The sequence below is a fragment of the Barrientosiimonas endolithica genome (assembly GCF_030296655.1).
GTDB classification, from domain to species: Bacteria; Actinomycetota; Actinomycetes; order Actinomycetales; family Dermatophilaceae; genus Barrientosiimonas; species Barrientosiimonas humi.
The window spans coordinates 3,123,032-3,146,644 of sequence record NZ_AP027735.1 but is presented as its reverse complement, the minus strand read 5'-3'; the positions used below and the strand labels follow the sequence as shown (position 1 = coordinate 3,146,644).

At 71.0% G+C, this 23,613-nt stretch carries 22 protein-coding genes and 1 pseudogene; 8 read left to right on the top strand and 15 right to left on the bottom strand.

Going from position 1 to position 23,613, the window contains the following annotated elements:
* Positions 1-346 precede the first annotated feature (346 nt).
* From QUE40_RS15925 to QUE40_RS15905, 5 genes are all read left to right on the top strand, one after another.
* Positions 347-781: a hypothetical protein gene (locus QUE40_RS15925; RefSeq protein WP_289231563.1), complete on the top strand. Its 435-nt coding sequence runs from the start codon at positions 347-349 to the stop codon at positions 779-781.
* Between the two features lie 131 nt (positions 782-912).
* Entirely contained in the window at positions 913-1,761 is an 849-nt protein-coding gene (locus QUE40_RS15920; RefSeq protein ID WP_289231562.1) for a hypothetical protein, read from the top strand.
* Positions 1,762-1,846: 85 nt separating this feature from the next.
* Positions 1,847-2,101 (top strand): hypothetical protein, encoded by a 255-nt coding sequence (locus tag QUE40_RS15915; RefSeq protein WP_289231561.1) that lies wholly within the window; start codon positions 1,847-1,849, stop codon positions 2,099-2,101.
* A gap of 719 nt (positions 2,102-2,820) precedes the next feature.
* Positions 2,821-5,937, top strand: a complete 3,117-nt coding sequence (locus QUE40_RS15910; RefSeq protein WP_289231560.1) for a hypothetical protein — start codon at positions 2,821-2,823, stop codon at positions 5,935-5,937.
* A gap of 172 nt (positions 5,938-6,109) precedes the next feature.
* Positions 6,110-6,610, top strand: a complete 501-nt coding sequence (locus tag QUE40_RS15905) for a hypothetical protein (RefSeq protein ID WP_289231559.1) — start codon at positions 6,110-6,112, stop codon at positions 6,608-6,610.
* A 48-nt stretch (positions 6,611-6,658) separates the two neighbouring features.
* Here QUE40_RS15905 and QUE40_RS15900 read toward each other — a convergent pair whose 3' ends face one another.
* From QUE40_RS15900 to QUE40_RS15885, 4 genes are all read right to left on the bottom strand, one after another.
* Positions 6,659-7,528, bottom strand: coding sequence for a VWA domain-containing protein (locus tag QUE40_RS15900; RefSeq protein WP_289231558.1), 870 nt, complete (start codon positions 7,526-7,528; stop codon positions 6,659-6,661).
* Complete coding sequence (locus QUE40_RS15895) at positions 7,441-7,680, bottom strand: hypothetical protein (protein ID WP_289231557.1); 240 nt, start codon at positions 7,678-7,680, stop codon at positions 7,441-7,443. The genes QUE40_RS15900 and QUE40_RS15895 overlap by 88 nt, the downstream gene beginning before the upstream one ends.
* Entirely contained in the window at positions 7,677-8,318 is a 642-nt protein-coding gene (locus tag QUE40_RS15890; protein WP_289231556.1) for a substrate-binding domain-containing protein, read from the bottom strand. Before QUE40_RS15890 ends, QUE40_RS15895 begins: the two co-directional genes overlap by 4 nt.
* A 258-nt stretch (positions 8,319-8,576) precedes the next feature.
* Positions 8,577-9,305: a glycerophosphodiester phosphodiesterase family protein gene (locus tag QUE40_RS15885; protein ID WP_289231555.1), complete on the bottom strand. Its 729-nt coding sequence runs from the start codon at positions 9,303-9,305 to the stop codon at positions 8,577-8,579.
* 252 nt (positions 9,306-9,557) lie between these two features.
* On the opposite strand from QUE40_RS15885, the gene QUE40_RS15880 reads away from it, so the two are divergent.
* Positions 9,558-11,666 carry a bifunctional metallophosphatase/5'-nucleotidase gene (locus QUE40_RS15880; RefSeq protein ID WP_289231554.1) on the top strand — a complete coding sequence of 703 codons (2,109 nt, stop codon included), beginning with the start codon at positions 9,558-9,560 and terminating at the stop codon, positions 11,664-11,666.
* A gap of 66 nt (positions 11,667-11,732) precedes the next feature.
* Here the strand turns inward: QUE40_RS15880 and QUE40_RS15875 are convergent, their stop codons facing one another.
* The gene (locus tag QUE40_RS15875; RefSeq protein ID WP_142006886.1) at positions 11,733-12,572 is read right to left on the bottom strand and encodes a thioesterase family protein; all 840 of its coding nucleotides are present in this window, start codon (positions 12,570-12,572) and stop codon (positions 11,733-11,735) included.
* Between the two features lie 263 nt (positions 12,573-12,835).
* Between QUE40_RS15875 and QUE40_RS15870 the strand changes: the two genes are divergently transcribed.
* Positions 12,836-13,069, top strand: a complete 234-nt coding sequence (locus QUE40_RS15870) for an EthD family reductase (RefSeq protein ID WP_289231553.1) — start codon at positions 12,836-12,838, stop codon at positions 13,067-13,069.
* Between the two features lie 3 nt (positions 13,070-13,072).
* Here the strand turns inward: QUE40_RS15870 and QUE40_RS15865 are convergent, their stop codons facing one another.
* The 10 genes and pseudogenes from QUE40_RS15865 to QUE40_RS15820 all read right to left on the bottom strand — a co-directional run bounded on the left by QUE40_RS15865 (position 13,073) and on the right by QUE40_RS15820 (position 21,983).
* On the bottom strand, positions 13,073-14,506 hold the full coding sequence (locus tag QUE40_RS15865) for an aldehyde dehydrogenase family protein (protein ID WP_289231552.1): 1,434 nt from the start codon (positions 14,504-14,506) through the stop codon (positions 13,073-13,075).
* An 86-nt stretch (positions 14,507-14,592) separates the two neighbouring features.
* A complete protein-coding gene (locus QUE40_RS15860; RefSeq protein WP_289231551.1) occupies positions 14,593-15,363 on the bottom strand; it encodes an enoyl-CoA hydratase-related protein in 771 nt (256 codons plus the stop codon).
* Between the two features lie 32 nt (positions 15,364-15,395).
* Complete coding sequence (locus tag QUE40_RS15855) at positions 15,396-16,127, bottom strand: VIT1/CCC1 transporter family protein (protein WP_142006881.1); 732 nt, start codon at positions 16,125-16,127, stop codon at positions 15,396-15,398.
* Positions 16,124-17,089 carry a threo-3-hydroxy-L-aspartate ammonia-lyase gene (locus QUE40_RS15850; RefSeq protein WP_142006879.1) on the bottom strand — a complete coding sequence of 322 codons (966 nt, stop codon included), beginning with the start codon at positions 17,087-17,089 and terminating at the stop codon, positions 16,124-16,126. Before QUE40_RS15850 ends, QUE40_RS15855 begins: the two co-directional genes overlap by 4 nt.
* Before the next feature lie 302 nt (positions 17,090-17,391).
* Entirely contained in the window at positions 17,392-18,510 is a 1,119-nt protein-coding gene (locus QUE40_RS15845) for an ABC transporter ATP-binding protein (protein WP_289231550.1), read from the bottom strand.
* A complete protein-coding gene (locus QUE40_RS15840) occupies positions 18,507-19,328 on the bottom strand; it encodes an ABC transporter permease (RefSeq protein WP_236022403.1) in 822 nt (273 codons plus the stop codon). Before QUE40_RS15840 ends, QUE40_RS15845 begins: the two co-directional genes overlap by 4 nt.
* Positions 19,329-19,332: 4 nt before the next feature.
* Positions 19,333-20,172 carry a molybdate ABC transporter substrate-binding protein gene (gene modA / locus QUE40_RS15835; protein WP_289231549.1) on the bottom strand — a complete coding sequence of 280 codons (840 nt, stop codon included), beginning with the start codon at positions 20,170-20,172 and terminating at the stop codon, positions 19,333-19,335.
* Positions 20,169-20,575 (bottom strand): annotated as a pseudogene (locus tag QUE40_RS15830) (TOBE domain-containing protein). The gene modA and the pseudogene QUE40_RS15830 overlap by 4 nt, the downstream one beginning before the upstream one ends.
* A 104-nt stretch (positions 20,576-20,679) precedes the next feature.
* A complete protein-coding gene (locus QUE40_RS15825; RefSeq protein WP_142006872.1) occupies positions 20,680-21,591 on the bottom strand; it encodes a cation diffusion facilitator family transporter in 912 nt (303 codons plus the stop codon).
* Positions 21,591-21,983, bottom strand: coding sequence for an ArsR/SmtB family transcription factor (locus tag QUE40_RS15820; protein WP_142006870.1), 393 nt, complete (start codon positions 21,981-21,983; stop codon positions 21,591-21,593). Before QUE40_RS15820 ends, QUE40_RS15825 begins: the two co-directional genes overlap by 1 nt.
* Positions 21,984-22,101: 118 nt before the next feature.
* On the opposite strand from QUE40_RS15820, the gene QUE40_RS15815 reads away from it, so the two are divergent.
* Positions 22,102-23,613 (top strand): GntP family permease, encoded by a 1,512-nt coding sequence (locus QUE40_RS15815; RefSeq protein ID WP_289231548.1) that lies wholly within the window; start codon positions 22,102-22,104, stop codon positions 23,611-23,613.

Sequence of the window (23,613 nt, the reverse complement as noted above, 5' to 3'; positions counted from 1 at the left end):
GGCCCGGTCACCCAAGGTGGTCGAGTAGGCCGCGAGGGACGAGCGGGCCGTATCGAGACCCGCTGCCCGTGAGTGTGCGCAAGTGGCCCCTTCCAGCGCCGCCGCGTGGGCGTGTTGCGCACACTCACGGCCGGTTCGGCCGTCGGCGCGGTAGGAATGGTGCAGCTTCGAGTGATCGGGTCGAGGAGGTCGGGGTGGGGCTGAACGATCAAGGAAGAGGTGGGCCGTTCTGAGCTCCACGGGCCCGCGACGCGCTCGGCGAGGTCAGGGCGAACGACGCCCTGACAGACCTCAGGAGATCCGTGCCGCGCGCCCTCTGGTCCTCGGCATCCTGGTTCAGGATCTCGTGGCGCTCCTCTCTGCCTTCTTCGGTGGGTGGCTGTTCCTTGGCGAGGGAATCGTCGGCGGATACTGGCTTCTGCTGTGCGCCGCTATAATTCTGGCGGCCATGCAGTGCCGCTGGATATATGCACTGGGAAATTACATCGTCCTGTCCAGAACGCCCTTTCAGATGCGAGTCCGCTCGGCCTTCTTCTTGCGCGAGGCTACGATCTCGGCAAGTCAGATCGAAAGAATAGAGATTAGCGGCGCTGACGAACCAGCGCGCTGGCCAGCGTACGACCCGGTGGCTATCTGGTGGAAGTGCCGGGTCCGGGTGCGCGGGAGGCGGATTCCGGTCTCGGTCATGGTGTTGCTGGACAGCGGTGAACAGAGCGTGGCGAACCAGCAGCTCAGCCAGTTCGCCGAGGCGGGACAGATCGGGTTGGAGGTCCGTGGCTGATGAACAGGCCGGAAGAAGGGTGCGTCGAGTGTGGCTGTGCGGGCAGCTGGTTTCGGCGTTCTGGGCACAGCGATTTTACGATCCTGGCTCCGTGGGATGTCCCAGCGGCAAAGGGGTACGTTTATAGCCGCATGCTTCGCGCGACGGAGGAGTCGAATGGCGTAGAAAGCTGGAAGGGGCGTTCGCAGGATCCAGGGGACCGCATCTTCTTCGAGCTAGAGATCCTTGCGGGGCAGGCCAAGCGTGGGCGTACGACTCTTCGGGTGGTGCCGCCGTCGTTGGACATTCCGATCCGGCAGCACAACGTGACGGTCCGGACACCGCAGCGGGATCCGTACCCGTTCGAGGTCGTGGACGAGGTGGAGCGCGGCCTGCGCGTCCTGGCGATGTATGAGTCGGCGGTGGGCGCGTACTGCGAGTGGCGCGGCTGGTCGGCGCCGGGACCGCTGCCGCGCACGGAAGCCGAGCAGGCCTGGGTCGCGGAGCATGGTGAGCCGGAGACGCCGGAATGGGTTGGCCGGTTGCAGGTCCCCAAGCCGCGCCCGGTGAAGCTGGATCCCGTGCTGAGCGTGCTGCGGGAGTGCGCCGACGGGACGGGGGTGACGTGGACGACCGCGTGGAGTGTCGTCGCGACGGTCCAGCGGTTACCGAAGGCCAAGGCGAAGCCGGTGATGGCGGGCTGGAACGCGTTGGTCTCCAACCTCGGCACGCAGGCGCACTGGGACGCTGCGGTGAGCGTGCCGGGGTGGGACTGGCTGTCGGGGGACGTGTTCCTGGACCTTCGCGCGCATACCGCGCTGCTCGCGCCTGAGGTGGCCGAGTCGGGTGGCGTTGAGGCGTTTCGGCGGCACGTAGCCTCGATCGGGGATCAGGAGGAAGTTGGGATTGCCGGCGGCCTGGCCGACCTGCTGAACGAGGTGGCCGACGAGCGGGAGATCGACACCAGCGGTTTCCCAGACCCGTGGAGCATTCGTGACTAGGGACCAGTGGCGCACAGCGCGAGGGGCGCTTCGTAGCCGCCGCGTGCTGAGACAGCGGCGGCAGCTGGCCATTGAGATAGGAAACTTGCTGGACCCGTACACCTACCGACCTGAGAAGTCGTTCGCCAACGAGCAGGAGGAAGACCTCGCGATCGACCTGCTCGGCATCGTCGCGAGCTTGAACGGTGGCGCCAACTCATTCTTGGGCGATGATGAAACGCTCGGGCGGCTCTTCTCCGAGCTTCGGACGATTCGTGCGGAAACGGAGAATCCACAGCTGGCGGGCGCGTTGGACGCGGCCTCCCGTATCGCGGAGCAGTGGCGAGGGGAGAGTGTATGAATTCGGGCTTGGTCCGGAGCTCATGATGGCCCGGAGTTCCCTGGGAAGTGCTCGCAGTGGTGTCTGACGCGGCCCTCGTGTGCCGGTGGCGATCGCTGCGCTGGCCGGCGTACGACCCGGTGGCTATCTGGTGGAAGTGCCGGGTCCGGGTGCGCGGGAGGCGGATTCCGGTCTCGGTCATGGTGTTGCTGGACAGCGGTGAACAGAGCGTGGCGAACCAGCAGCTCAGCCAGTTCGCCGAGGCGGGACAGATAGGCTTGTAGCATGACGTCGGCTTGGGCGTGGCTACCTCCTGCGTTGCTGGTTACGGTAGCGAATGTGCTCCCGCGGCTGAGGTTCTCAGTTCGACTGCTGGCTACCTTGGCAGGACTAGTAGCAATTGCCGTACAGGCTACGTACGGGATCGTTGGACCGGAAGAGATGTTCTTCCAATTCGTGATCGCTTATGTTGCCATATCTGGGAAATATGCGAACGACGGCGCGCGCCACAACGATGAAGGCCCTGCAGCAGATCGCATGCCCGATTGGGGCACCGGAAGATATATTCTCGACCCCACCTTCTCTTGGCGATACCAGCTTAAGATCTGGCGCTCCCCGCGCTCTCGGGCATGGTTGCTGAACCAGGCTATGCCTCTGCCGAGGTGTATCTCGAGGGATCCGTCGGAGTGGCAGGGTTGGATGAGTGTGAGGGATGACGACGACTTCCGGCCGGTTTCGCGGTGTTCGGGCCGGACCGCCCGGTCACCTCCACCACGTCGATCAGCGCGGCGGACTGGCCGTACGCCGACCTGTCGTTCACCGACGATCAGGGCTGGGAGGTCAACACCGCCACGTACGGCGCCGGGCAGTGGCAGGTCACCGCGACCGACTACGACACGGCCGGGAATCAGGTCCGGTCGTTCACCCCGGAGGGCATCAACGCCGTCAAGGCGGTGGGCCCGGTCAGCAAGGACCAGGCCGACTGGTATGCGACCGAGTCGTTCTACAACGCCGACATCACCGACACGACCGGGAAGGTCGTGGTGCCGGCGGGCACGCTGCTGGTGCGGCAGGTGAGCCCGGTGCGTGAGCTGACCCTGCCCGACGGGCAGGTCCTCACGGCCAGGGTTGCTGAGGCCACCAGCTATGACGAGGGCGCCCCGAACGGTGGGGTGAACCCGGCGACCGGGGGCCGGTACAACCTGCCGACCTCGACCACCACGACCGTGGTGGGCACGGCCGAGGGCAGTGCTGGTGACGTGCAGCTGACCCGCACCACGACCGGGTATGGGCCGGTCAGTGCCGGTGATGCGTCCGGGTGGGACCTGGGCGCGGCGACCTCGACCACCACGGGCGGGATCACCAGAGTCACCAGGTACGACTCGGCCGGGCGGGTCATCGAGACCCGGCAACCGTCGGCGACCAGCTCGACGTCACCGGGGGCGCGGCGCACGATCTATTACACCGCCGGGGCCAACAGCGCCGACCCGACCTGTGGCGCGACCACGGCCGCGAAGGCGTGGGCGGGTCTGGTGTGCCGGGTCATGGCCGGTGCGCCGATGACCCAGGGCCCGGACATCCCGGACGAGAAGACGACCGGGTACGACATGTACGGCCAGCCCACGACCGTGGTGGAGACCTCCGGAGCCGCCACCAGGACGACCGCGACCCGGTACGACACCGCAGGCCGTCAGACCTACAGCAAGACGACCGCGACGATCCCCGGCTCCACGCCGGTGCCGGGCACGTTCACCCGGTACGACCCGGCCACCGGTCTGGTGGCCTACGTCGGCGAGGCCAACGAGGCCGGCACCGACGCGACCACCAAGCGGGTCACGACCACCTATGACCGGTGGGGCCGCAAGGTCGGGTACACCAACGACACCGGACAGACCGGCACCACGACGTACGACACCGCCGGGAGGGTGGCCTCGTTCACCGACCCCAAGGGCAGCACCACGTACGCCTACGACGGGACGGACGCGGCGGGCAAGACCGAACGGCGCGGCCTGGTCACGAAGGTGAGCGTGTCCCGGCCGGGCACGGGCGGGTCGTTGACCTTCACCGGTGCCTACGACGCGACCGGGTCCCTGGTGCGCCAGGACCTGCCCGGCGGGATCACCGCCACCTCGCAGCGCAACATCCTGGGCCAGGAGACCGGGATGACGTATGCCGGGCAGGTCACCCCGGTCACCGCCACCACCGACCCCGACACCGGGGAGACGACCTGGACCCCGGGCGCCCCGACGACCGCGCCATGGGTTGCCTGGAGCGTGGACCGGGACGGGCTGGGCCGGGTCGCGCGGGAGTTCACCTCGACCGGGGCCGCGTTCGACCCCGACCCCGCGGCCGCCACCCCGGAGCCCGGCGAGACCGGGACCGAGGAGGTCGGGAAGGCGGTGCCGTACGACCGGGCGTACAGCTATGACGGTGCGGGGCGGCTGGTGCGGGTCGCGGACCGGGTCGGGCACGGGCAGGGTGCCCCGGCCGGGTTGGGCCCGGACACCCCGGCCACACCGGCCGCGCCGTGCTATGTGCGCACGTACGCCTTCGACGGCCCGGCGGGTTTGAACGGGGCCCGCACCGGGGAGTCGTTCGCGGTCAGCACTGATGGTGACTGTGCCAACCCGGCCCCGGCCTACAAGGCGACCGCGACCTATGCCTATGACGCGGCGGACCGGCCCACCTCGGGGAAGGCCGTCGAGGGCGCGGCCGCGCCCGGCGCGTACGTCTATGACGCGTTCGGGCGGCAGACCACGGTCCCGGCCAGCGACGCCCCGAACCGGGACGCCGGTGACATCACCATCGGGTATTTCGACACGGACCTGGCGCGGACCATCACCCAAGGGGCCATCTCGACCGAGCTGACCCTGGACTCTCAGGATCGTCGGGCGAACCAGACCAGCACGGACGCGACCTCGGTCACCAAGACCGTGGTGCGGCACTACACCGACGATTCGGACAACCCGTCCTGGGTGGAAGAGACCCGCCCCGGTCAGGGCACCACGACGACACGGTTCGTGGAAGGTGTTTCCTCGGAGCTGGGGGCGATGATCGCCGACACCGGCGAGGCGACGGTGAACCTGTCGAACCCGCACGGGGACAACGTGTCCTCGGTGACCGTGGCGGCCGACCAGGCCACCGATGTCCCGTGCACGTCGATGGGTGGGTGGTCTGACTACACCGAGTTCGGCCAACCCTACGGATTCACCCCGGTGAACGACCCGGCCGTGGTCGGGCCCATCGGGTACGGCTGGCTCGGGGCCCAGCAACGCTCCAACACCACCGACACCGCCGGGCTGACGTTGATGGGCGTACGGTTGTACAACCCCGCCACCGGCGCCTTCACCACCCCCGACCCCGTGTACGGCGGCAACGACACCGCCTACACCTACCCCCAAGACCCCATCAACAGTTTCGACCTTGACGGCAAATGGCGCAAACCCAAGTGGTTGACCTGGAAAAATGCGGCGCGGGCCGCCACGGCTGCCGCGTTCGGAGTATGCGTATTTGCAAGCGGCGGCGCGTGTCTCGCTGCGGGCGTAGGTGCTGCATTCATCTCAGCCCGGACACAAGGAAAGATCGGGTCGCGTCAGTGGAGGGGTGCGTTTGCTAAGAATCTAGCCTTCGTCGCGCTGGGTGGAGGAGCAGGCATGGCTCTAAGGAGGCTCTACCAGGGTGTGGGGGCTGCGACGTATCGGAGTTACTCCGTGCGCCGCGTGATTGTGCGCTCAGGGAGGCGACCGGTGGTGCAGTATAAGCGGACTCCCCGGTGGCGATATCGGCCATCGTACTATTTCCACAGTGCTCAAGTGAGCGGAGCGACTTACATGTTCCAGCGGAGCATAAAGTGGTGATCCCGGAAGGTTGGTCGATGAAGTATCAGCCTCCAGGCGCCTGGAGGCCGGGCGATGTTCCAGATGACGATGAGATCCTGGCGGCGATTTTCGCTGAACCAAGGAACTCCCCACAGAGCATGGAGCTTCATAATCGCACGAACCGTCTAGCGGGCATCCTTCTGCCCTGGGGGTGTTAGCATTCACTGCCTATTTCTACCCCGCCTGGAATGCGGTGCGCGGGGAAGATCCTCTCGGCTGGTGGTTCATCTGGACGACATGGGTCCCCGTTCTGGCTTTAATGCTGACGCTAGAAACCATATTTGCGCGCCCCGTCGCGCGTCTCTGGTCTGATGGTCGGATATTTATTCGAAACCCTGTGTGGACATATGAGACCGTTGTTGCCAACTTTGAGCAACCGGTGGAGAAGAATTTGTTCAACTATCCGCGCGTTCAACTCAGGGAGGGCGCGTCTGTGAAGCGGATCACGGTCATGAGCCTGCAGGAGTCAGAGTTCCAGGAGAGGTGGCTCGCAGGTTCGGCCGGGCTGCGGATCCTCCGCATCGCGGTGGGTGCTCACCAACAGCACCGGCCGACGGCCCAGGTCGGCATCACGAGGACTCGCCCTTCGTTCCGATTCTGGGCGCTGTTGCTGGCCTGGGTAGTGGCTTTACTCGCGGGCTTTCCATGGTGAGGGCGGTTGAGTCAGTGACGAGAGCGATCGAGGCGCTCGCCGCCTCGCCTACCCCTCCCTGCTCTCCACCGCCTTCAAGAAGATCCCCACCATGTCGTCGGGGTTCTCGGCGACCTGAGCCGAGCCACCGGTGGCCTGGGCGATCTTGCGCATCGCGTCGAGGTTGGTGCTCGGACCCACGCCGACGAGCACGACCGACACCGGTTTGCCGTTGCCCTGCAGCCGGCGCAGCTCGCCGAGCAGCCCGTCCAGCGAGATGCCGCCGGTGGTGTCCTCGTTGGCGCCGTCGGTGACCACGACCACCGAGTTCTCCCGGCCGGGGTTGTAGTTGCGCTGCGCCTCGCGATAGGCCGCGAGCACGGTGTCGTACAGGCCCGTGTCCCCGCGCACCTCGCTCGGCATCGTGTCCAACGCGGCGCCCAGCATCGAGGCCTGGCTGCTGCCGCCGACGGTGGAGTCGAGTCGCCGCATCGGCAGCACCTCGCGATAGTCACGCTTGCCCTGCTGCGCGGTGGAGAACACCCACAGCCCCATCTCGGTCGACTGCGGCAGCGTCTGCAGACCCACCGCGCCGGCCTTGCGCGCGAGGTTGATCCGGCTGTCGCCCTTGGGCGCCTTGCGCAGCATCGACCCGCTCACGTCGAGCACGACCAGCATCCGGCTCTCCCGGGCCGCCTTGTTCCACGCCGTGAGCAGCGCCGACAGGTCCTGCGCCGACGGGTCGGGAGTGTTCGACGGCAGGCTCACCGGCGCCCCTTGCACGGTGGGCGTCGTCTCACCCTGCACCCGAAAACCGCTGTTGCGCATGATGGTTCGCGCGAGCGGGCTCGTCACCAGCTTGGTGAACCGCTCGTACGCCGCGTCGTCGCCACCCGGGCTCCCAGGGATGCGCAGCACCGGGTAGCGCAGCTGCGCCACCCCTCCTTCGGCACCACGACCGACAGCTTCGACCCCGTGTGCTCGGTGTTGTACGCCGCCACCGCCTGCTCGCTGGTCGGGAACGCCCGCGCCTTCTTCGGGTCGTCCGCATCGGTGAGCATCGTGCTGCTCGCGTTGTCGGAGTGACTCATCCTGACCACGAGGCCGGTGAGCTGCTGGCGCCCGGCCGCGCTCCCGCCGTACGACTCCGCCACCCCTTCAACGACATCAGGGCAGGCGTGTCGTCGGCCGGGTTGTCCATGCCGAACCTGCCACCGGTGCGTTCCAGGATCGTCTTCCACGGCTGGGTGCCGGAGACGTTCGCCCCGCGCAGCGACTGCGGCACAGCGACCACGGTCGGGCTGGTCGCGATCGTCGGCCCCTGCTGCAGCCCCGACAGACCCGACTCGCGCGCCCACAGCGGACTGTCGGGCACCCAGACCGCCGGCCGCAGCGGGTCGTTGCCGTGCACGGCGTTGGCCACGGCGAGCGGGGTGGCGGTGTCGACGACGAACCGTACGCAGTCGGTCGAGTTGCCCTGACTGACCAGCGCCCCGAGGGGCACCCGCATCTCGTTGGTGGTCGCGATGCGCAGCGGGCTCTCCGGGCAGTCCTCGGACTGCTCGCCCGCGACCGGCTGCTCGTCGCCGTCGGCCGCGCGCCACGCCCAGACCCCGCCGCCGACCAGCGCGGCGACCAGCGCCAGCGCCACCGCCCAGGACAGGAAGCGGCCCTGCCCGGGCAGCGCGTGGCGGCCGCGGCGCGGCTCGGGAGCTGAGTGTCGACCCACGAGCCGGGATGCTAGGCGAGATCGCAGAACGGCGTTCTCGAACGCGGAAGGCTTGGCGAAGTGCGAGACGGCGCCGTCTTCGGGTGGGTCTCGATACGCCGGCTCGTTCCTCGCCGGCTACTCGACCAGCGTGGGGGCTACTCGACCAGCGTGAGTGGTCTCGATACGCCGGCTCGTTCCTCGCCGGCTACTCGACCAGCGTGGGGGACTACTCGACCAGCTTGGGGGTGCCCATGGGGGACCAGCGGTTCTCGCCGATCAGCACCTCGCGGGCCAGGTCGGGGCGGTCGGTGATGATCGACGGCACCCCTGGCGCACCAGGCGCCGCTGCAGGTCGGGCCGGTCGATCGTCCAGGCGCGCAGCACCAGCCCGAGGTCGGCGCACTGCTCCACCAGCCGCACCGCGACCCGCTCGTCGGCGAGCCAGCGCACGCCGTTCAGCCGCCACGGCACGTGCGCGGCGTACGCCCGCCCCGCCAGCCGCCGCGGGCGTACCCCGCGCCGGGCCGACCACATGAGTGTCGACAGGCCCCGCCAGCCCAGCGCCGGACGTACGCCCGGGCAGCGCTCGACCACCGCGGACAGCCAGTGGTCCCAGCCCCCGGCCACCCACACCCGGTCGGCGCTGCGCGTCGCCTGGATCGCCGCGACGAGCGGCCCGACCACCCGGGCCTCCTTGACGTCGACGAGCAGCTCGACGTCGTCATGCGCCCTCAGCAGCTCGTCCATGCGCAGCACCTGACCGCCGAGGTCGGCGAAGCTGCGGTCGCGCACCGCCCCGCGCAGCGTGGTCGTGCGGTCGAGGGTCGCGTCGTGATGCGCGACGGCGACGCCGTCGGCGGTCGCGCGCGCGTCGGTCTCCAGGACCCGCACCCCGAGGGCGTGCGAGGTCGCGAAGGTCGCCAGCTGGTTCTCCGGGCCGAGCCCTGCGCCGCCGCGATGCGCGACGACGCTGACGTCACCCGGTCGTGCGGTCCCGAGTTCCACACCTGCCACGGTGAGGGCCTCGAACGCCCTGCGCCCCGCATCGCCGTGAACGCTCCATGGCGCGTGCATGACTTTTGCCTCGCTGCGCCCCAAGCCCCCGCGGGCGCGGGCATATTGGCTCCTGCGGGTCCGCGCCGTCTGCTTCCGCACGCCCGGCACCCCCTGGGACCCGCAGCTGACGAAGGAGACAGCCCCATGAGGCGAGCGATGCCTGGTCGGATCGCCGCGGTCGGAGGAGTCCTGGCGCTCGCCATGGCGACCACCACCCCCGCGCAGGCCGCGACCAACGTGGGCGGTGGGTCGATCGACCCGTCGCTGACGAAACTGACCCTGCTCAACATCAACGACTACCACGGTCACTTCACCAAGGACTTCGCCTGCACCGTCACCACGGCGCAGCGGGAGAACCCCGGGGCGACGTTCGTCGCGGCCGGCGACAACATCGGCGGCACGCCGTTCGAGTCGGCGTCGCAGAACGACGAACCGGCGATCGACTTCCTGAACTCCCTTGACCTGCAAGCGTCTTCGGTGGGCAACCACGAGTTCGACAAGGGCTTCTCCGACCTCACCGGCCGCGTCGCGGACCGGGCGAGCTGGACGTACCTCGGTGCGAACGTCTATCGCAAGGGCACGCAGACGCCCGCGCTCCCGGAGTACAAGATCGTCGAGCAGAACGGCGTGAAGATCGGCGTCGTCGGCGCGGTCACCAAGGACGTCCCGTCGCTCGTCGCGGCCGACGGCATCAGCGGCCTCGACTTCGGCGACCCGTCCACCGCGGTCAACCGGGTGGCCGACCAGCTGACCGACGGCAACGCCGGCAACGGCGAGGCCGACGTCGTCGTCGCGGCCTACCACGAAGGCTCCCCGGTCGGCGGCGAGGGCGCGACCCTGCAGGAGGGCGTCGCCGGCAGCGACGAGTTCGGCAAGATCGTCAACAACACCTCGCCGAAGGTCGCCGCGATCATCACCGGCCACACCCACATGGACTACACCTGGGACGGCCCGGTGCCCGGCGACGGCACCCGCCCGGTGATCCAGACCGGCTACTACGCGAACAACCTCGGCGAGCTGACGCTCGGCTACGACCCGGAGACCAAGAAGGTCACGCAGTACCAGATGGGGCTGCGCCCGGTGACCGAGCCGACCGCCGCGTGCGAGGCCGACCCGCGCTACCGCGCGAGCGCGCAGATCGTCGACTCCGCCAACAAGAAGGCCGCCGAGATCGGGGCGCGCCAGATCGGCGAGCAGACCGGCGACATCACCACCGCGTTCAGCCCCGACGGGCAGCGCGACGACCGCATGCGCGAGTCGACGCTGAGCAACATGATCGCCCAGAGCTACCTCGAGTCGATCAACAAGCCGGGCCGTCCCGGCGGCGTCGACATCGGCGTCATGAACCCCGGCGGCGTGCGCTCGGACCTGATCAACGACGACGGCAAGATCACGTACGCCGACGCCGCCTCGATCATGCCGTTCAACAACACCGTGGTCACCAAGGAGCTCACCGGGGCCCAGTTCCTGAAGGTGCTCGAGCAGCAGTGGCAGCCGGCCGGCTCGTCGCGGCCGTTCCTAAAGCTGGGGCTGTCCGAGAACGTCACCTACACCTACGACCCGACGGCCGCGGAGGGCTCGCGGGTGACCACGGTGATGGTCGACGGCGAGGAGCTCGACCCGGCGAAGACGTACACCGTCGCGTCGAACTCGTTCCTGCTCGGCGGCGGCGACAACTTCACCGCGTTCGGCGAGGGCACCAACACCCGCGACTCCGGCCTGATCGACCAGTCGCTGTTCGTGGAGTGGATCCGCGAGAACAGCCCGCTGTCGCCGTCGTTCAAGAAGGGCGCGGTCGCCGTGCAGGACCAGCCGACGCAGGTCGCGGCCGGCGAGGAGGTCAGCTTCACCGTCTCCGGCACCGACCTGACCAGCGTGGGGTCGCCGACCAACACCACGCTCACCGCGAGGCTGGGCGACGCGTCGCTCGGCGAGTTCCCGATCACCGCGGGCAAGAGCACCGCGCCGCCGTACCCCACGCGCGACGGCTCGGCCGACGTCACGGTCACGATCCCGGCCGGCACGCCGTCGGGGCCCGCGATGCTCACGCTCACCGCGGCGCCGTCGGGCACCACGGTGCAGATCCCGGTCGAGGTGACCGGTGGCGGCGCCGAGCCGACGCCCACCGACCCGGGTGAGCCGACCGATCCTGGTCAGCCGGGTGAGCCGACGGTGACCGGCCCGCCGGTCGAGACCGGGCGCACGGGCGCCGCGGGCCTCGGCAACACCGGCACCGCCGGCGCCGGCGCGGCCCTGGTGTCGCTGCTGGGTGGCGCCTACCTGGTGCTGCGCCGCCGGATCACCGAGTAACCGCACCCACGCCGGTCGAGCAACAAGCCGGTCGAGTAGCTCCGCGCTGCTCGACCGGCTTGTGTGCTACGGCAGGCGCAGCGTGAGGCTCTGGGCGGCGGTGCCGACGGGGCCGTGCACGTCGTTCAGCACCGTCGAGGTCAGACCGACGCCGTCCGGGCCGAACGACACCGACGTGTCCAGCCCCACCCACTCCGGGTCGGGGCGGCGCAGCAGGTGGATCGACAGCTCGACGTTCGGATAACCCATCGTCTTCGGGTGCCGCCGCGTCGCGACGCCGTTGGCCAGGTCGACCAGCGACACGAACCGCGCGAGGTCGCCCACCTCGACGCCCTCGACCAGGTCGACCGGCGTGCGGGTCCACACCTGCCGGCGGCCGTCGCGCCCGCCCGGCGCGGCCAGCCACTCCAGCGACGCCAGGAACTCGCCCTGCCACTGCGCCGCGCCGTCGAACGGCTCGCAGTCCTGCGGCTTCGGCATGGCCGGCAGCTCGATGCCCTCGACCGAGGTGGTGTCGGAGGTCAGCAGCCGCCAGGCGCGCGTCAGCAGCACCGGGCGCGGGCCGATCGTGCCGACCGCCTCGACCAGCTCGATGGTCCGGCCGGGGCGAGCGGTGCGCACCTCGAAGCTGATCTCCTCACGCGCGATCTGGCCGAGGATCTCGAAGCTGAACCGGCAGGCCAGCAGGTCCGCCCGCGGCTCGTGCTGCTCGATCTCGTGCGCCGCCAGCCCCGCCAGCACCGACACGTGCTGCTCGTCCTCCCGCCACGCCCCCTGCGTCAGCGACGTCGGGCGATAGGTGTGGTCCGCGACCGGGACGAAGTACGAGGGCGCTGCGTCCGTTGAGCGCGTCTCCTCCTCCGGGCGTGCTCGCGGGCTCGCTCGCCCGGCATCGTCGACGCACATGTCACGAGGGTACGAGGGCGTACATCTGGACAGGAACAACGGGCGGCCGCCCGCACCGAGCCGCGGAGTCCCGCGGGCCCCGAATCCTTTGTCCTGTCCATCTGCACGCGGCGGCGGCCCCGCTAGCCTGGGCGGGGTCCTGCCGCCGCCCGGCGCGCCCGTCGCACCCAAGGAGCCCCCGTGATCAAGGTCAGCGTCCTCTACCCGCGCACCGAGGAGCCCGGTTCGACCACGAGTACTACCGCTCCCGGCACGTGCCGATGGTGGCCGAGCTGGTGGGCTCCGCCGTCACCGCGTGGGGCGTCGAGCGCGGCCTCAACGGCGGTGCGCCGAACGCCCCCGCGGTCTACGAGGCGGCGTGCTGGTTCGAGGTCGAGACCGAGGAGGCCTGGGCGGCGGGCTTCGGTCCCAACGCCGACCAGATCCTCGGCGACATCGCCAACTACACCGACATCACGCCGGTGATGCAGGTCAGCGAGGTCACCGCGACCGGCTGAGCGTCAGCTCTCGGCCGGCGTGTAGCCGATGACCGCCTTGGTCTCCAGGAAGTCGTCGAACGCGGTGTCGCCCCACTCGCGGCCGTTGCCGCTCTGCTTGTAGCCACCGAACGGCGCGCTCAGGTCGACCTGGGCGCTGTTCAGGTTGACCTGCCCGGCGCGCAGGCGCGACGCGACCGAGCGCACCTGCTCGGTGTCGGAACCGGAGACGTACGCCGCCAGCCCGTAGTCGGTGTCGTTGCCGATGCGCACGGCGTCGTCGACGTCGTCGTACGGCAGGATCGACAGAACCGGCCCGAAGATCTCCTCGCGCGCGATGGTCATGTCGTTGCTCACGTCGGCGAAAACCGTTGGCTTCACGTAATATCCGGCGTCCAACCCATCGGGGCGGCCGGTGCCGCCGGACACCAGCGTGGCGCCCTCGTCGATGCCCTTCTGGATCAGGTCCTGGATCTTGTTCCACTGTGCCTCGGACACGACCGGCCCCATGCGCGCCTCGCTGTCGGGCGCGCCGACCGTGGTCTTCTCGGCCGCGGCCTGGGCGATCTTCTTGGCCTCCTCCATGCGCGCGGCCGGCACGAGCATGCGGGTGGGCGCGTTGCACGACTGCCCGCTGTTGTGCATGACGCTGGCGACGCCGATCTTCACGCCCTTCTCGAAGGCGTCGTCGTCGAGGATGATGTTCGGGCTCTTGCCGCCGAGCTCCTGGTGCACGCGCTTGACGGTCGGCGCGGCGGCCTTGGCGACCTCGACGCCCGCGCGGGTCGAGCCGGTGATCGAGATCATGTCGACCTGCGGGTGCGCGGCGAGCGCGGCCCCGACGGTCGGCCCGTCGCCGTTCACCAGGTTGAAGACGCCCGCGGGAACGCCTGCGGCGTCAAGGATCTCGGCGAAGATGTACGCCGAGAACGGCGCCACCTCCGACGGCTTCAGCACCATCGTGCACCCGGTCGCCAGGGCCGGCGCGACCTTGGCGGAGAGCTGGTTGAGCGGCCAGTTCCACGGGGTGATGAACGCGCAGACGCCGATCGGCTCGCGCACGATGCGGGTGGTGCCGCGGTCCTCGCTGAAGGCGTAGGAGTCCAGCGCCTTCATCGCGGTCACGAGGTGGCCGAGGCCCATCCCGACCTGCGCGGTCTCGGACAGCTTGGTGGGCGCGCCCATCTCCTCGGTCACGGCGGCGGCGAGGTCGCCGCTGCGCTTCTTGTACTCCGCGACGATCGCCGACAGCAGCTCCTGGCGCTCCTTCGGCTCGGTCCGGCCGTACGCCTCGAACGCCGTGCGCGCCGCCTCGACCGCCCGGTCGACGTCGGCCGCCGTGCCCAGCGTGATCCGGCCGGCGACCTGCTCGGTCGCGGGGTTGATCACGTCGAGGGGCGTCCCGTCGGTGGGCTGCACCCACTCGCCACCGATGTAGAACTTGCCGTAGTCGCGCATGGTGTCGCCGCCTCCTGGCTCACGGATCGGGCGCCGACCTCGTCGTCGGCGTCACCCCGAGCATAGGTACGCCCGGCGCCCCTGCGTCAGTCGGTCCAGGAGGGTCTGCGCTTCTCGAGGAAGGCGCTCATGCCCTCCTTGGCGCCGCCTGTCTGCGAGGCGGCGGCCATCGCCTCGGCGGCGACGGCGTACGCGTCGGACTCGGGTCGGTCGAGCTGGGCGTAGAGCACACGCTTGCCCCACGCCTTCGAGGCGGCGCTGCCGTGGGTCGCGCGCGCGAGCAGGTCGTCGACCGCCGCGTCGAGCTCGCCCTCGGGGACGACCTGGTTGACCAGGCCCCAGTCGAGCGCTGTCTTCGCGTCGACGACGTCGCCGGTGAGGGCCATCTCCATCAGCCGCTTGCGCCCGATCGCCCGCGCGACCGGCACGGCCGGGGTGTGGCAGAACCAGCCGCCCTTGCCGCCGGGCAGCGCGAAGCCCGCTGTGTCGGCGGCGACGGCGAGGTCGGCGGAGGCCACGAGCTGGCAGCCGGCCGCGGTCGCGAGCGCGTGCACGCGCGCCACCACGACCTGCGGCATCGTGTGCATCCGCTCCATCACCGACTGGCACAGCGCCAGCAGGTCGCGCACCCCGACCATGTCGCGCGCGGCCACGTCGGCGAAGTCGTGCCCCGCGGAGAAGACCGGCCCCTCGGCCTGCAGCACGACGCCGGTCGCGTCGCTCGCGGCCACCTCGTCGAGCGCGGCGAGCAGCCGGCGCAGCGTGTCCTCCGACAGCGAGTTGCGCCTCTTGGGGTTGGTGAGGGTGACGCGGGCGACGGCGCCCTCCCGCGTGACGGTGACGGGACTCTCGGCCATGCGACCAACGTACGCCCGCCGTCGGCCGCCCGTCAGACGCCGACGCCGACCGCGGTGCCGATGGCGTACGTCAGTGCCATGGCGAGCGCGCCGCCCACCATGTTGCGTCGCACCGCGGGGAGGCTGGGGGCCTGGCCGAGGCGGGCGCTGATCCGGCCGGTGAGGGCCAGCGCGACGAGGACCGCGACGAACGTCACCGGCACCCGCCAGGTCGGCCCCGGCAGCAGGATCGCGATCATCGGCAGCAGCGCACCGACGAGGAACGACACGAACGACGCGCCCGCCGCGTGCCACGGGTTGGCCAGCTCGTCGGGGTCGATGCCGAGCTCGATGTCGGCGTGCGCGCGCAGGGCGTCCTTGGCGGTCAGCTGCTCGGCCACCTCGCGGGCGAGCGCGGGCTCGATGCCCTTGTCGACGTAGAGCGCGGTGAGCTCGTCGAGCTCCTCAGCGGGCATCTCGCGCAGCTCGCGGCGCTCCAGGGCGAGCATCGCCTTCTCGCTGTCGCGCTGGGTGCTGACCGAGACGTACTCGCCGACCGCCATGCTCATCGCGCCCGCCACGACGCCCGCGACCCCGGCGATCAGGATGGCCGAGCGGTCGGTGGTGGCACCCGCGACCCCGACCACGATGCCGGCGATCGACACGATGCCGTCGTTGGCGCCGAGCACGCCCGCGCGCAGCCAGTTGAGCCGGGTCGCGAACGCCGCGTCGTGCGGCTCGTGCGGGTGCTGGGCCTGCGGCGGACGGCCCTCCGACCCGCTCATGCCGCACCCCCGACCAGCTCGGCGAAGCGGCCCAGGTCGACGTTCCCGCCGGAGACGATGACGCCGACGCGTCGGCCGGCGAGCTCGTCGCGGTGCTCGGTGAGCCCGGCGAGGCCGAGGGCCGCGGTCGGCTCGGCGACGATCTTCAGCGTGCTCGCGAGGGTGCGCATCGACGCCACGAGCTGGTCGTCGGTCGCCGTCCAGACCGCGGTCAGCAGCTGGCGTGCGAGGGCGAACGTCACCTCGCCGAGCGCCTGCGTCTGTGCCCCGTCGGCGATGGTGCGCGGGGTGTCGATGCGCACGATCTCGCCGGACTCGAGGGAGCGCCGGGCGTCGTCGCCGGCGGCGGGCTCGACGCCGAAGATCTGCGCGTCGGGCGCCAGAAGCCTTGCGGCCAGCGCAGATCCGGTCACCAACCCGCCGCCACCCATCGGCGCGACGAGCGCGTCGAGCGGGCCGACGTCCTGCAGCAGCTCGAGCGCGGCGGTGCCCTGACCGGCGACGATGTCGGGGTGGTCGAACGGCGGCACGACGACCGCGCCACGCTCCGCGGCGATCGCCCGGCCGATCTCCTCGCGCGACTCGGTGTGCCGGTCGTACTGCACCACCTCGGCGCCGTAGCCCAGCGTCGCCTCGTGCTTGATCCGTGGCGCGTCGGTGGGCATGACGATGGTGGCCGGCATGTCGAGCAGCCGCGCGGCGAGGGCGACGGCCTGGGCGTGGTTGCCGGAGGAGTAGGCGACGACCCCGGCCCTGCGCTGCTCCGACGTCAGCTGCACCAGCGTGTTGTAGGCGCCGCGGAACTTGAACGCCCCCATGCGCTGGAAGCTCTCGCACTTGAGGAAGACCTGCAGGCCGAGCGCCTCGTCGAGCCGGGTCGAGGTGAGCACGGGCGTGCGGTGCGCGACGCCGTCGAGGCGCTCGGCAGCGGCGAGGACGTCGTCAGGGATCGGCAGGCGCATGAGGCCAGCGTGCCCGCTCGGGCCGGGCCGCCGCGCGCCGGGCCGCGGACCGGCGCCGAGACCGGCTCCCCGGCGGCGAACGGTCGGTATCTGATCGGTTGGCCCGGGAGGACGCATCGGGACGGCTTTACTCTGGGGCGCCTCGTGCGCCAGTCGCGGGTGGGGCGTCCCGTGGGCCGGGCCGGGGTGGCGCACCACGTGCCCCAGATTAAGGCCGGCTCCGAGGTCCCCCGGGCGTCGCCGGCGGCCCGGGCGTGGCCGGCGGCCCGGGCGTGGCCGGCGGCCCGGCTCAGTGCCGCCGGCTACTCCGAGACCGCCGGCGACGGGGGCTGTTCTGCCTGGGCGGTATCGGGGTAGGCCAGCACCTCGGTGGCCTTCGCGGCGAGCCACACCGAGTCGCCGACCTGCAGGCCCAGCTCGGCCACCGCGTCGGGCGTGAGGTCGACGACGGCGGGTGGCTCGCCGCTGGTCGCCAGCCGTACGCGGTCGCCCAGCTGCTCCAGTCCCTCGACCCTCGCCGGCCAGGAGTTGCGCGGGCTGCCCGAGGGGCGCTCGCGGTGCACGCCGATGGCCGCGGGTCGCAGCGTGACGAGCACGTGCTCCCCGTGCAGCGGCTCGTCCTCGGTCGTCGCGACCAGGCGGCCGCCGCCCTCCAGCGCGACCGAACCGGTGTGCGAGTCGTGCTGTCCCGCATAGAGATTCAGGCCGACCAGCCGAGCGACGTACGCCGTCCGCGGCCGCCGCGCGACCTCCACCGGGGAGCCGTCCTGGACCACGCGGCCCTGCTCGATGACCAGCAACCGATCGGCCATCACCATGGCGTCGACCGGGTCGTGGGTCACCATGAGCACCGCGCCGGGGAACTCCGCGAGGTGCTGGCGCAGCGACGAGCGGATCTCGGTGCGCGACCGCGGGTCGAGCGCGGCCAGCGGCTCGTCGAGCAGCAGCAGCTGTGGCTCCGACGCGAGCGCCCGCGCGATCGCGACCCGTTGCGACTGCCCACCGGACAGCTGCCGCGGCTTGCGGTCGGCGAGCTCCTCCAGCGCCAGCCGCCGCACCCACGGGGCGGCCCGCTCGCGCGCCTGCGCCTTGCTCGCACCGCGCGCCCGCCAGGAGAACCCGACGTTGTCGGTCACGCTGAGGTGGGGGAACAGGCGATAACTCTGGAAGACCAGGCCCACCTCGCGGCGCTCGGGCGGCACGAGCACGTCGGCCTCGGCGTCGTCGAGCAGCGTGCCGCCGAGACGGACCTGCCCGGAGCGCAACGGGTTCAGCCCCGCGAGCGTGCGCAGCAGGGTCGACTTGCCGGCGCCGTTGGGGCCGAGCACCGCGACCACCTCACCGGCCCGCAGCGTCAGATCGATCTCGAGCCGGAAGCTCCCGGCACCGGCCACCCCGCGCAGGCTGCCGACCTCGCTCACGCGTCGCTCCCGTGCGGCCACCAGCGCTCGCGCAGCCCGACGAGCACCAGCAGGCAGACCGTCAGCAGCACCAGCGACAGCGCCACCGCCGCGTCGGGGTCGGTCTGCAGCGCGAGGTAGGCCGCGAGTGGCATGGTCTGCGTCGTCCCCGGGAAGCTGCCGGCGAAGGTGATCGTCGCGCCGAACTCGCCCAGCGCCCGCGCCCAGCACAGCACCGCCCCGGCGACCAGCGCGGGCAGCACGTGCGGCAGCGTGACCAGCCGGAACGCTCGCGCACGCGAGGCGCCCAGCGTCGCGGCGGCCTCCTCCAGGTCCTCACCAGCCGCCCGCAGTGCCCCCTCGACGCTCACCACGAGGAACGGCATCGCCACGAACGTCTCGGCCACGATCACCCCGGTCGTCGTGAACGGCAGGCTCACCCCGAACCACTGGTCCAGCCACCGACCGACCACGCCCTCGCGCCCGAACGCCAGCAGCAGCGCTATGCCGCCCACGACCGGCGGCAGCACCAGCGGCACCGTCACCAGCGCGCGCAGCAGCGGGATGCCCCGGGCCTGCGAGCGCGCCAGCACCCAGGCCAGCGGCACGCCCAGCACGAGCGAGATGGCGGTCGCCGCGGTCGCGCACAGCAGCGACAGACGCAGCGCCGTGCGCACCTCGGGCTGGGCCAGCAGCCGCGGCAGGTCGGTCCACGGCGCCCGCAGCAGCATCGCGAGCAGCGGGAGCAGGAGCAGCAGGGTGGCCAGCAGCGCCGGCACCCCCAGGGGCCAGGGCGCTCTCGACCGCGCCCGGCGAGGGCGTACGTCGGGGAGGCTCACGGCATCAGGATGGCGCAGCGAACCCCGCGCCGGTGAGCACCTGGCGCCCGGTCTGGGACAGGACCAGGTCGACGAACGCCTTGGCGGTGGCGGGGTTCTTGCTGCCGGTGAGCGGCGCGATGGGGTAGTCGGTCGAGGCGTTGTCGTCGGCGGGGATCGCGACCTGGGCGACCTTGGTGCCCGCGGCCTTGGCGTCGGTGACGTAGACCAGGCCCGCGTCGACCTCGCCGAGCGTGACCTTCGACAGCACGGCCTTGACGTCGACCTCCTGGGTGACCGGCTTGACCGTGACCCCGGCGTTGCGGAACACCGTCGCGGCCACCACCCCGCACGGCACCTGAGCCTGGCAGACCGCGGTCTTGACCGACGGCTTCGTCAGGTCGCTCAGCCCGCGCACCTTCGCGGGGTTGCTCGCCGGGGTGACGATCGTGAGCTGGTTGCGGGCGAAGGTCGTGGGCGAGGCGGCGTCGCCCGCCTGCGTCACCTGGTCCATGTTCTTGCGGCTCGCCGAGGCGAACACGTCGGCCGGCGCGCCCTGGGTGATCTGCCCCGCCAGACCGCTGCTCGGACCGAAGCTCAGCACCACCTTGGTGCCCGGGTGCTGCTGCTCGAAGGTGCGGGCCAGCGAGGTGAACGACTCCTTGAGCGACGCCGCCGCCATCACCGTGATCGTGCCGGTCACCCGCCCGCTCGACGCGGCCCCCGACCCGGCACCCGGCGCGGCGGAGCCGGCGTTCTCGCCGGCGCCCTCCCCGGTGCCGTTGCCGCAGCCGGCCACGGTGATCAGGGCGGCAACCGCGGCCGGGGCCGCTCTCCTCGACGCGATCCTCGACGTGCTGCTCATGCCCCGGCCTCCTCGGTCTCGACGACGACGTTGGTCGACTTCACCGTCGCGATCGCGAGCGCGCCGGGCTCCAGCCCCAGCTCGTCGGCCGCCTCACGGCTCATCAGCGACACGACGCGGAACGGGCCGCACTGCAGCTCCACCTGCGCCATCACCGTGTCGCGCACGACGCGCGTGACCAGGCCCGGCATCCGGTTGCGGGCCGACGACGGCGTGGGCCGCGCGGGGAGTCGGCGCCGGCGGCGAGCCCTTGGGCGAACGCCGCCAGCGCAGTCCCGTCGATCACCCGCCGACCGGCGGAGTCGGTGGTCGACTCCAGCCGGCCGGCGTCGCACCACCGGCGCACGGTGTCGTCGCTGACCCCCAGCAGAGCCGCAGCCTGCTTGATCCTCACTTGCGTCACGAATGAGAACTCTATGCAACAGGTGCGGCGCTACGTGGCGACTCTCCCCGAAAATGAGACTACCGGAAGAGCCGGGGAGGGCGTACGGGATCGGCCGGTTCGGACTACCAGCTCACCTCGGCGCAGCGGGTCGGGTCCTGCTCGACCTGCAGCGTCGCGTGCTCGACCTTGAAGTCGGTGCGCAGCAGGTTCTGCGCCTGCTCCAGCAGCGCGGTGGTCTGGCTGGGGTCGTCGGAGACCAGGTGCGCGGTGGCGACGTTCATGCCCGAGGTCAGGGTCCACAGGTGCAGGTCGTGCACCTCGCGCACGCCGGGGATCGCCGCGAGCTTGGTCTCGACCTCGACCGGGTCGATGCCGGCCGGGGCGTGCTGGCCGAGCACGGTGAGCACCTCGCGGGCCAGCATGATCGCGCGGACCGCGACGAAGATCGCGATGGCGAGGGCGATCACGGTGTCCCAGATGGCGTCGCCGGTGATCATGATGAGCACGCCGGCGACCATGACCCCGACCGAGCCGAGGGTGTCGGCCATGACTTCGAGGTAGGCGCCCTTGACGTTGATGCTCTCCGAGGCGCCGCTGCGCAGCAGCAGGAGCGCGACGATGTTGATGATGAGGCCGATGCCGCCGACGATGAACATCGGGCCGGTGGCGACCTCGGGCGAGCCGCCGATGCGGCTGATCGCCGAGACCGTCACGTACGTCGCGACGGCCAGCATGATCAGCACGGTCAGGCCCGAGGCGAAGACCTCGGCGCGGTAGGAGCCGTAGGTGCGCCGGCCGGTGGTGTCCTTGCGGGTCGCGATGCGGGTGGCGGTGAGTGCGGCGCCGAGGGCGACCACGTCGGCGGCCATGTGACCGGCGTCGGACAGCAGCGCCAGCGACCCGGAGATCAGACCGGCGATCAGCTCGACGAGGAAGAACGAGGCGACCAGGCCGAACGCGACCGCGAGCCGCCAGCGGTGCCGACCGCCCGCGTGACCGGCGGCGCCGCCGCCGTGGGAGTGCCCGGCGCCCATCAGCGCACCCCCGCCGTGGAGCAGGCCTGCGCCGCGTCGGAGGTCGACTCCAGCAGCTGCTCGGCCGCGGCGAAGAACGCGGTCACCAGCTCGGGCTGCGTCACGGAGTACGCCGACGCGCGCCCGACCGGCCGATAGGTCACCAGGCCGCACTCGCGCAGGCAGGCCAGGTGCTGCGAGACGGTCGACTGAGCCAGCCCGAGGTGCTCGATCAGCTCGACGACCCGGTGCTCGCGGATCAGCAGGTGGCGCAGGATCGCGAGGCGTGCCGGGTCTCCCATGCTGCGGAACATCGCGGCTGCGGAGACGGCAGCGGCGCGCTCGTCGAGCGGCGCGACGGTCTCGAGCGGCTCGGTGGCCCGCTCGGTCGCGCTCGGCTGAATCATCGTCATGCGGCGATAATAGCGAGGGGGCCGATGCCGTGTCGAGCCGCGGTCATCCTGCGTCCGGGGGCCGGGCGCGCCAGTACGCTCGGTGGTTTCTGAAATCACGGCGTCGATGGAGCCCACCGTGGAGATGCTGCACACCGCGATCGCGATCCTGGTGGCGATCCTGCTGATCATCCGCTTCAAGGTCGACCCGGTGATCTCGCTGATCATCTCGGCGCTCTACCTGGGGCTCGCGGCGGGCGTCGGCTTCGCCAAGACGCTCGAGGAGATCACCGGCGGGTTCGGCGAGATCATGGCCGAGGTCGGTCTGCTCATCGGGTTCGGCGTGCTCATCGGGTCGCTGCTGCAGGCGACCGGCACGTTCGCGGCGCTGGTCGAGGTCATCGCGCGGCGCGTCGGCGGCCGACTGCCCTACGCCATCAGCGCGGCGCTCGCGACGATCTTCCCCTCGATCTACGTCGACGTGCAGGTCGTGCTCTCCGCCCCGATGGCCCGGCAGTCCGCGCAGGTCGTCGACCGCAAGAACGGTCTGCCCTGGCTCGCCGGGGCGCTCGGCGTCGGCATCTTCGCCGGCTACGTCTTCGTCGTGCCCGGCCTCGCCGCGGTCGCGGTCGCCGGGCTGATCAAGGTGCCGCTCGGCACCTACCTGCTCTACGGCGCCCCGCTCGGGCTCGCGACCGCGCTGATCGTGACGTTCCTGTTCCGCCAGCTGCTGCGCATGGGCCTGTGGAACCCGGCGACCGACATCGACGTGAACGAGGTCGAGCACCCCGACCACCCCGAGCACGCGGCGTACGTCGCCCAGCACGAGGCCATGGCCGCGGGCTCGGCGACGGGGTCGGCTGCGGCCGGTGCGGGCGCTGCGGCAGGTGCGGGCGGTGCCACCGCGGCGGGTGCGGCAGGTGCGGGCGCTGCGGCAGGCGCGACGGACGTACCGGACGAGGACGACCTCGACAACGTGCCCGAGAAGGCGCTGCGGCTGCCGCTGCTCGTGCGGCTGCTGCCGATCCTGGTGCCGCTGGTGCTCATCGCGTTCGGGGCGTTCGCCGACCTGCTCGGCTTCTCCAACCCGTTCATCGCGTTCGTCGGCGACGCGAACCTCGCGCTGTTCGTCGGGCTGCTGATCGCGTTCGTCACCGGGCGGCGCGTGCTCGGCACCAACCGCACCGAGGACGCGCTCGCGCGCGGCTTCCGCACCACCGGCGAGATCCTGCTGATCACCGGCATCGGCGGCTCGCTCGGCGCGGTCATCAAGGCGACCGGCCTGGACAAGACGCTGGCCGGGCTGTTCTCCGCCGACGCGGGCGCGCCCGTGCTGGTGAGCGTGGTGCTGGCGTGGCTGATCGCGGCGGTGCTGCACTTCGCGATCGGGTCGGTGTCGGTCGGGGCCATCACGGCCGGCGGCATCATCGCGCCCGTCGTCGCCTCGACCGGCGTGGCTCCGGTGGTCATCTGCCTGGCGATCGCCTCGGGTGCGATGTTCGCGCTGCACGTCAACAGCAACTTCTTCTGGATGTTCAAGTCGCTGCTGGGCCTCTCGACGCAGGGGGCGCTCAAGACGCTCACCGTCGCGACCAGCCTGGGGTCGCTGGTGTCGCTGCCGTTCGTGCTGCTGCTGGCGCTGGTGCTCTGA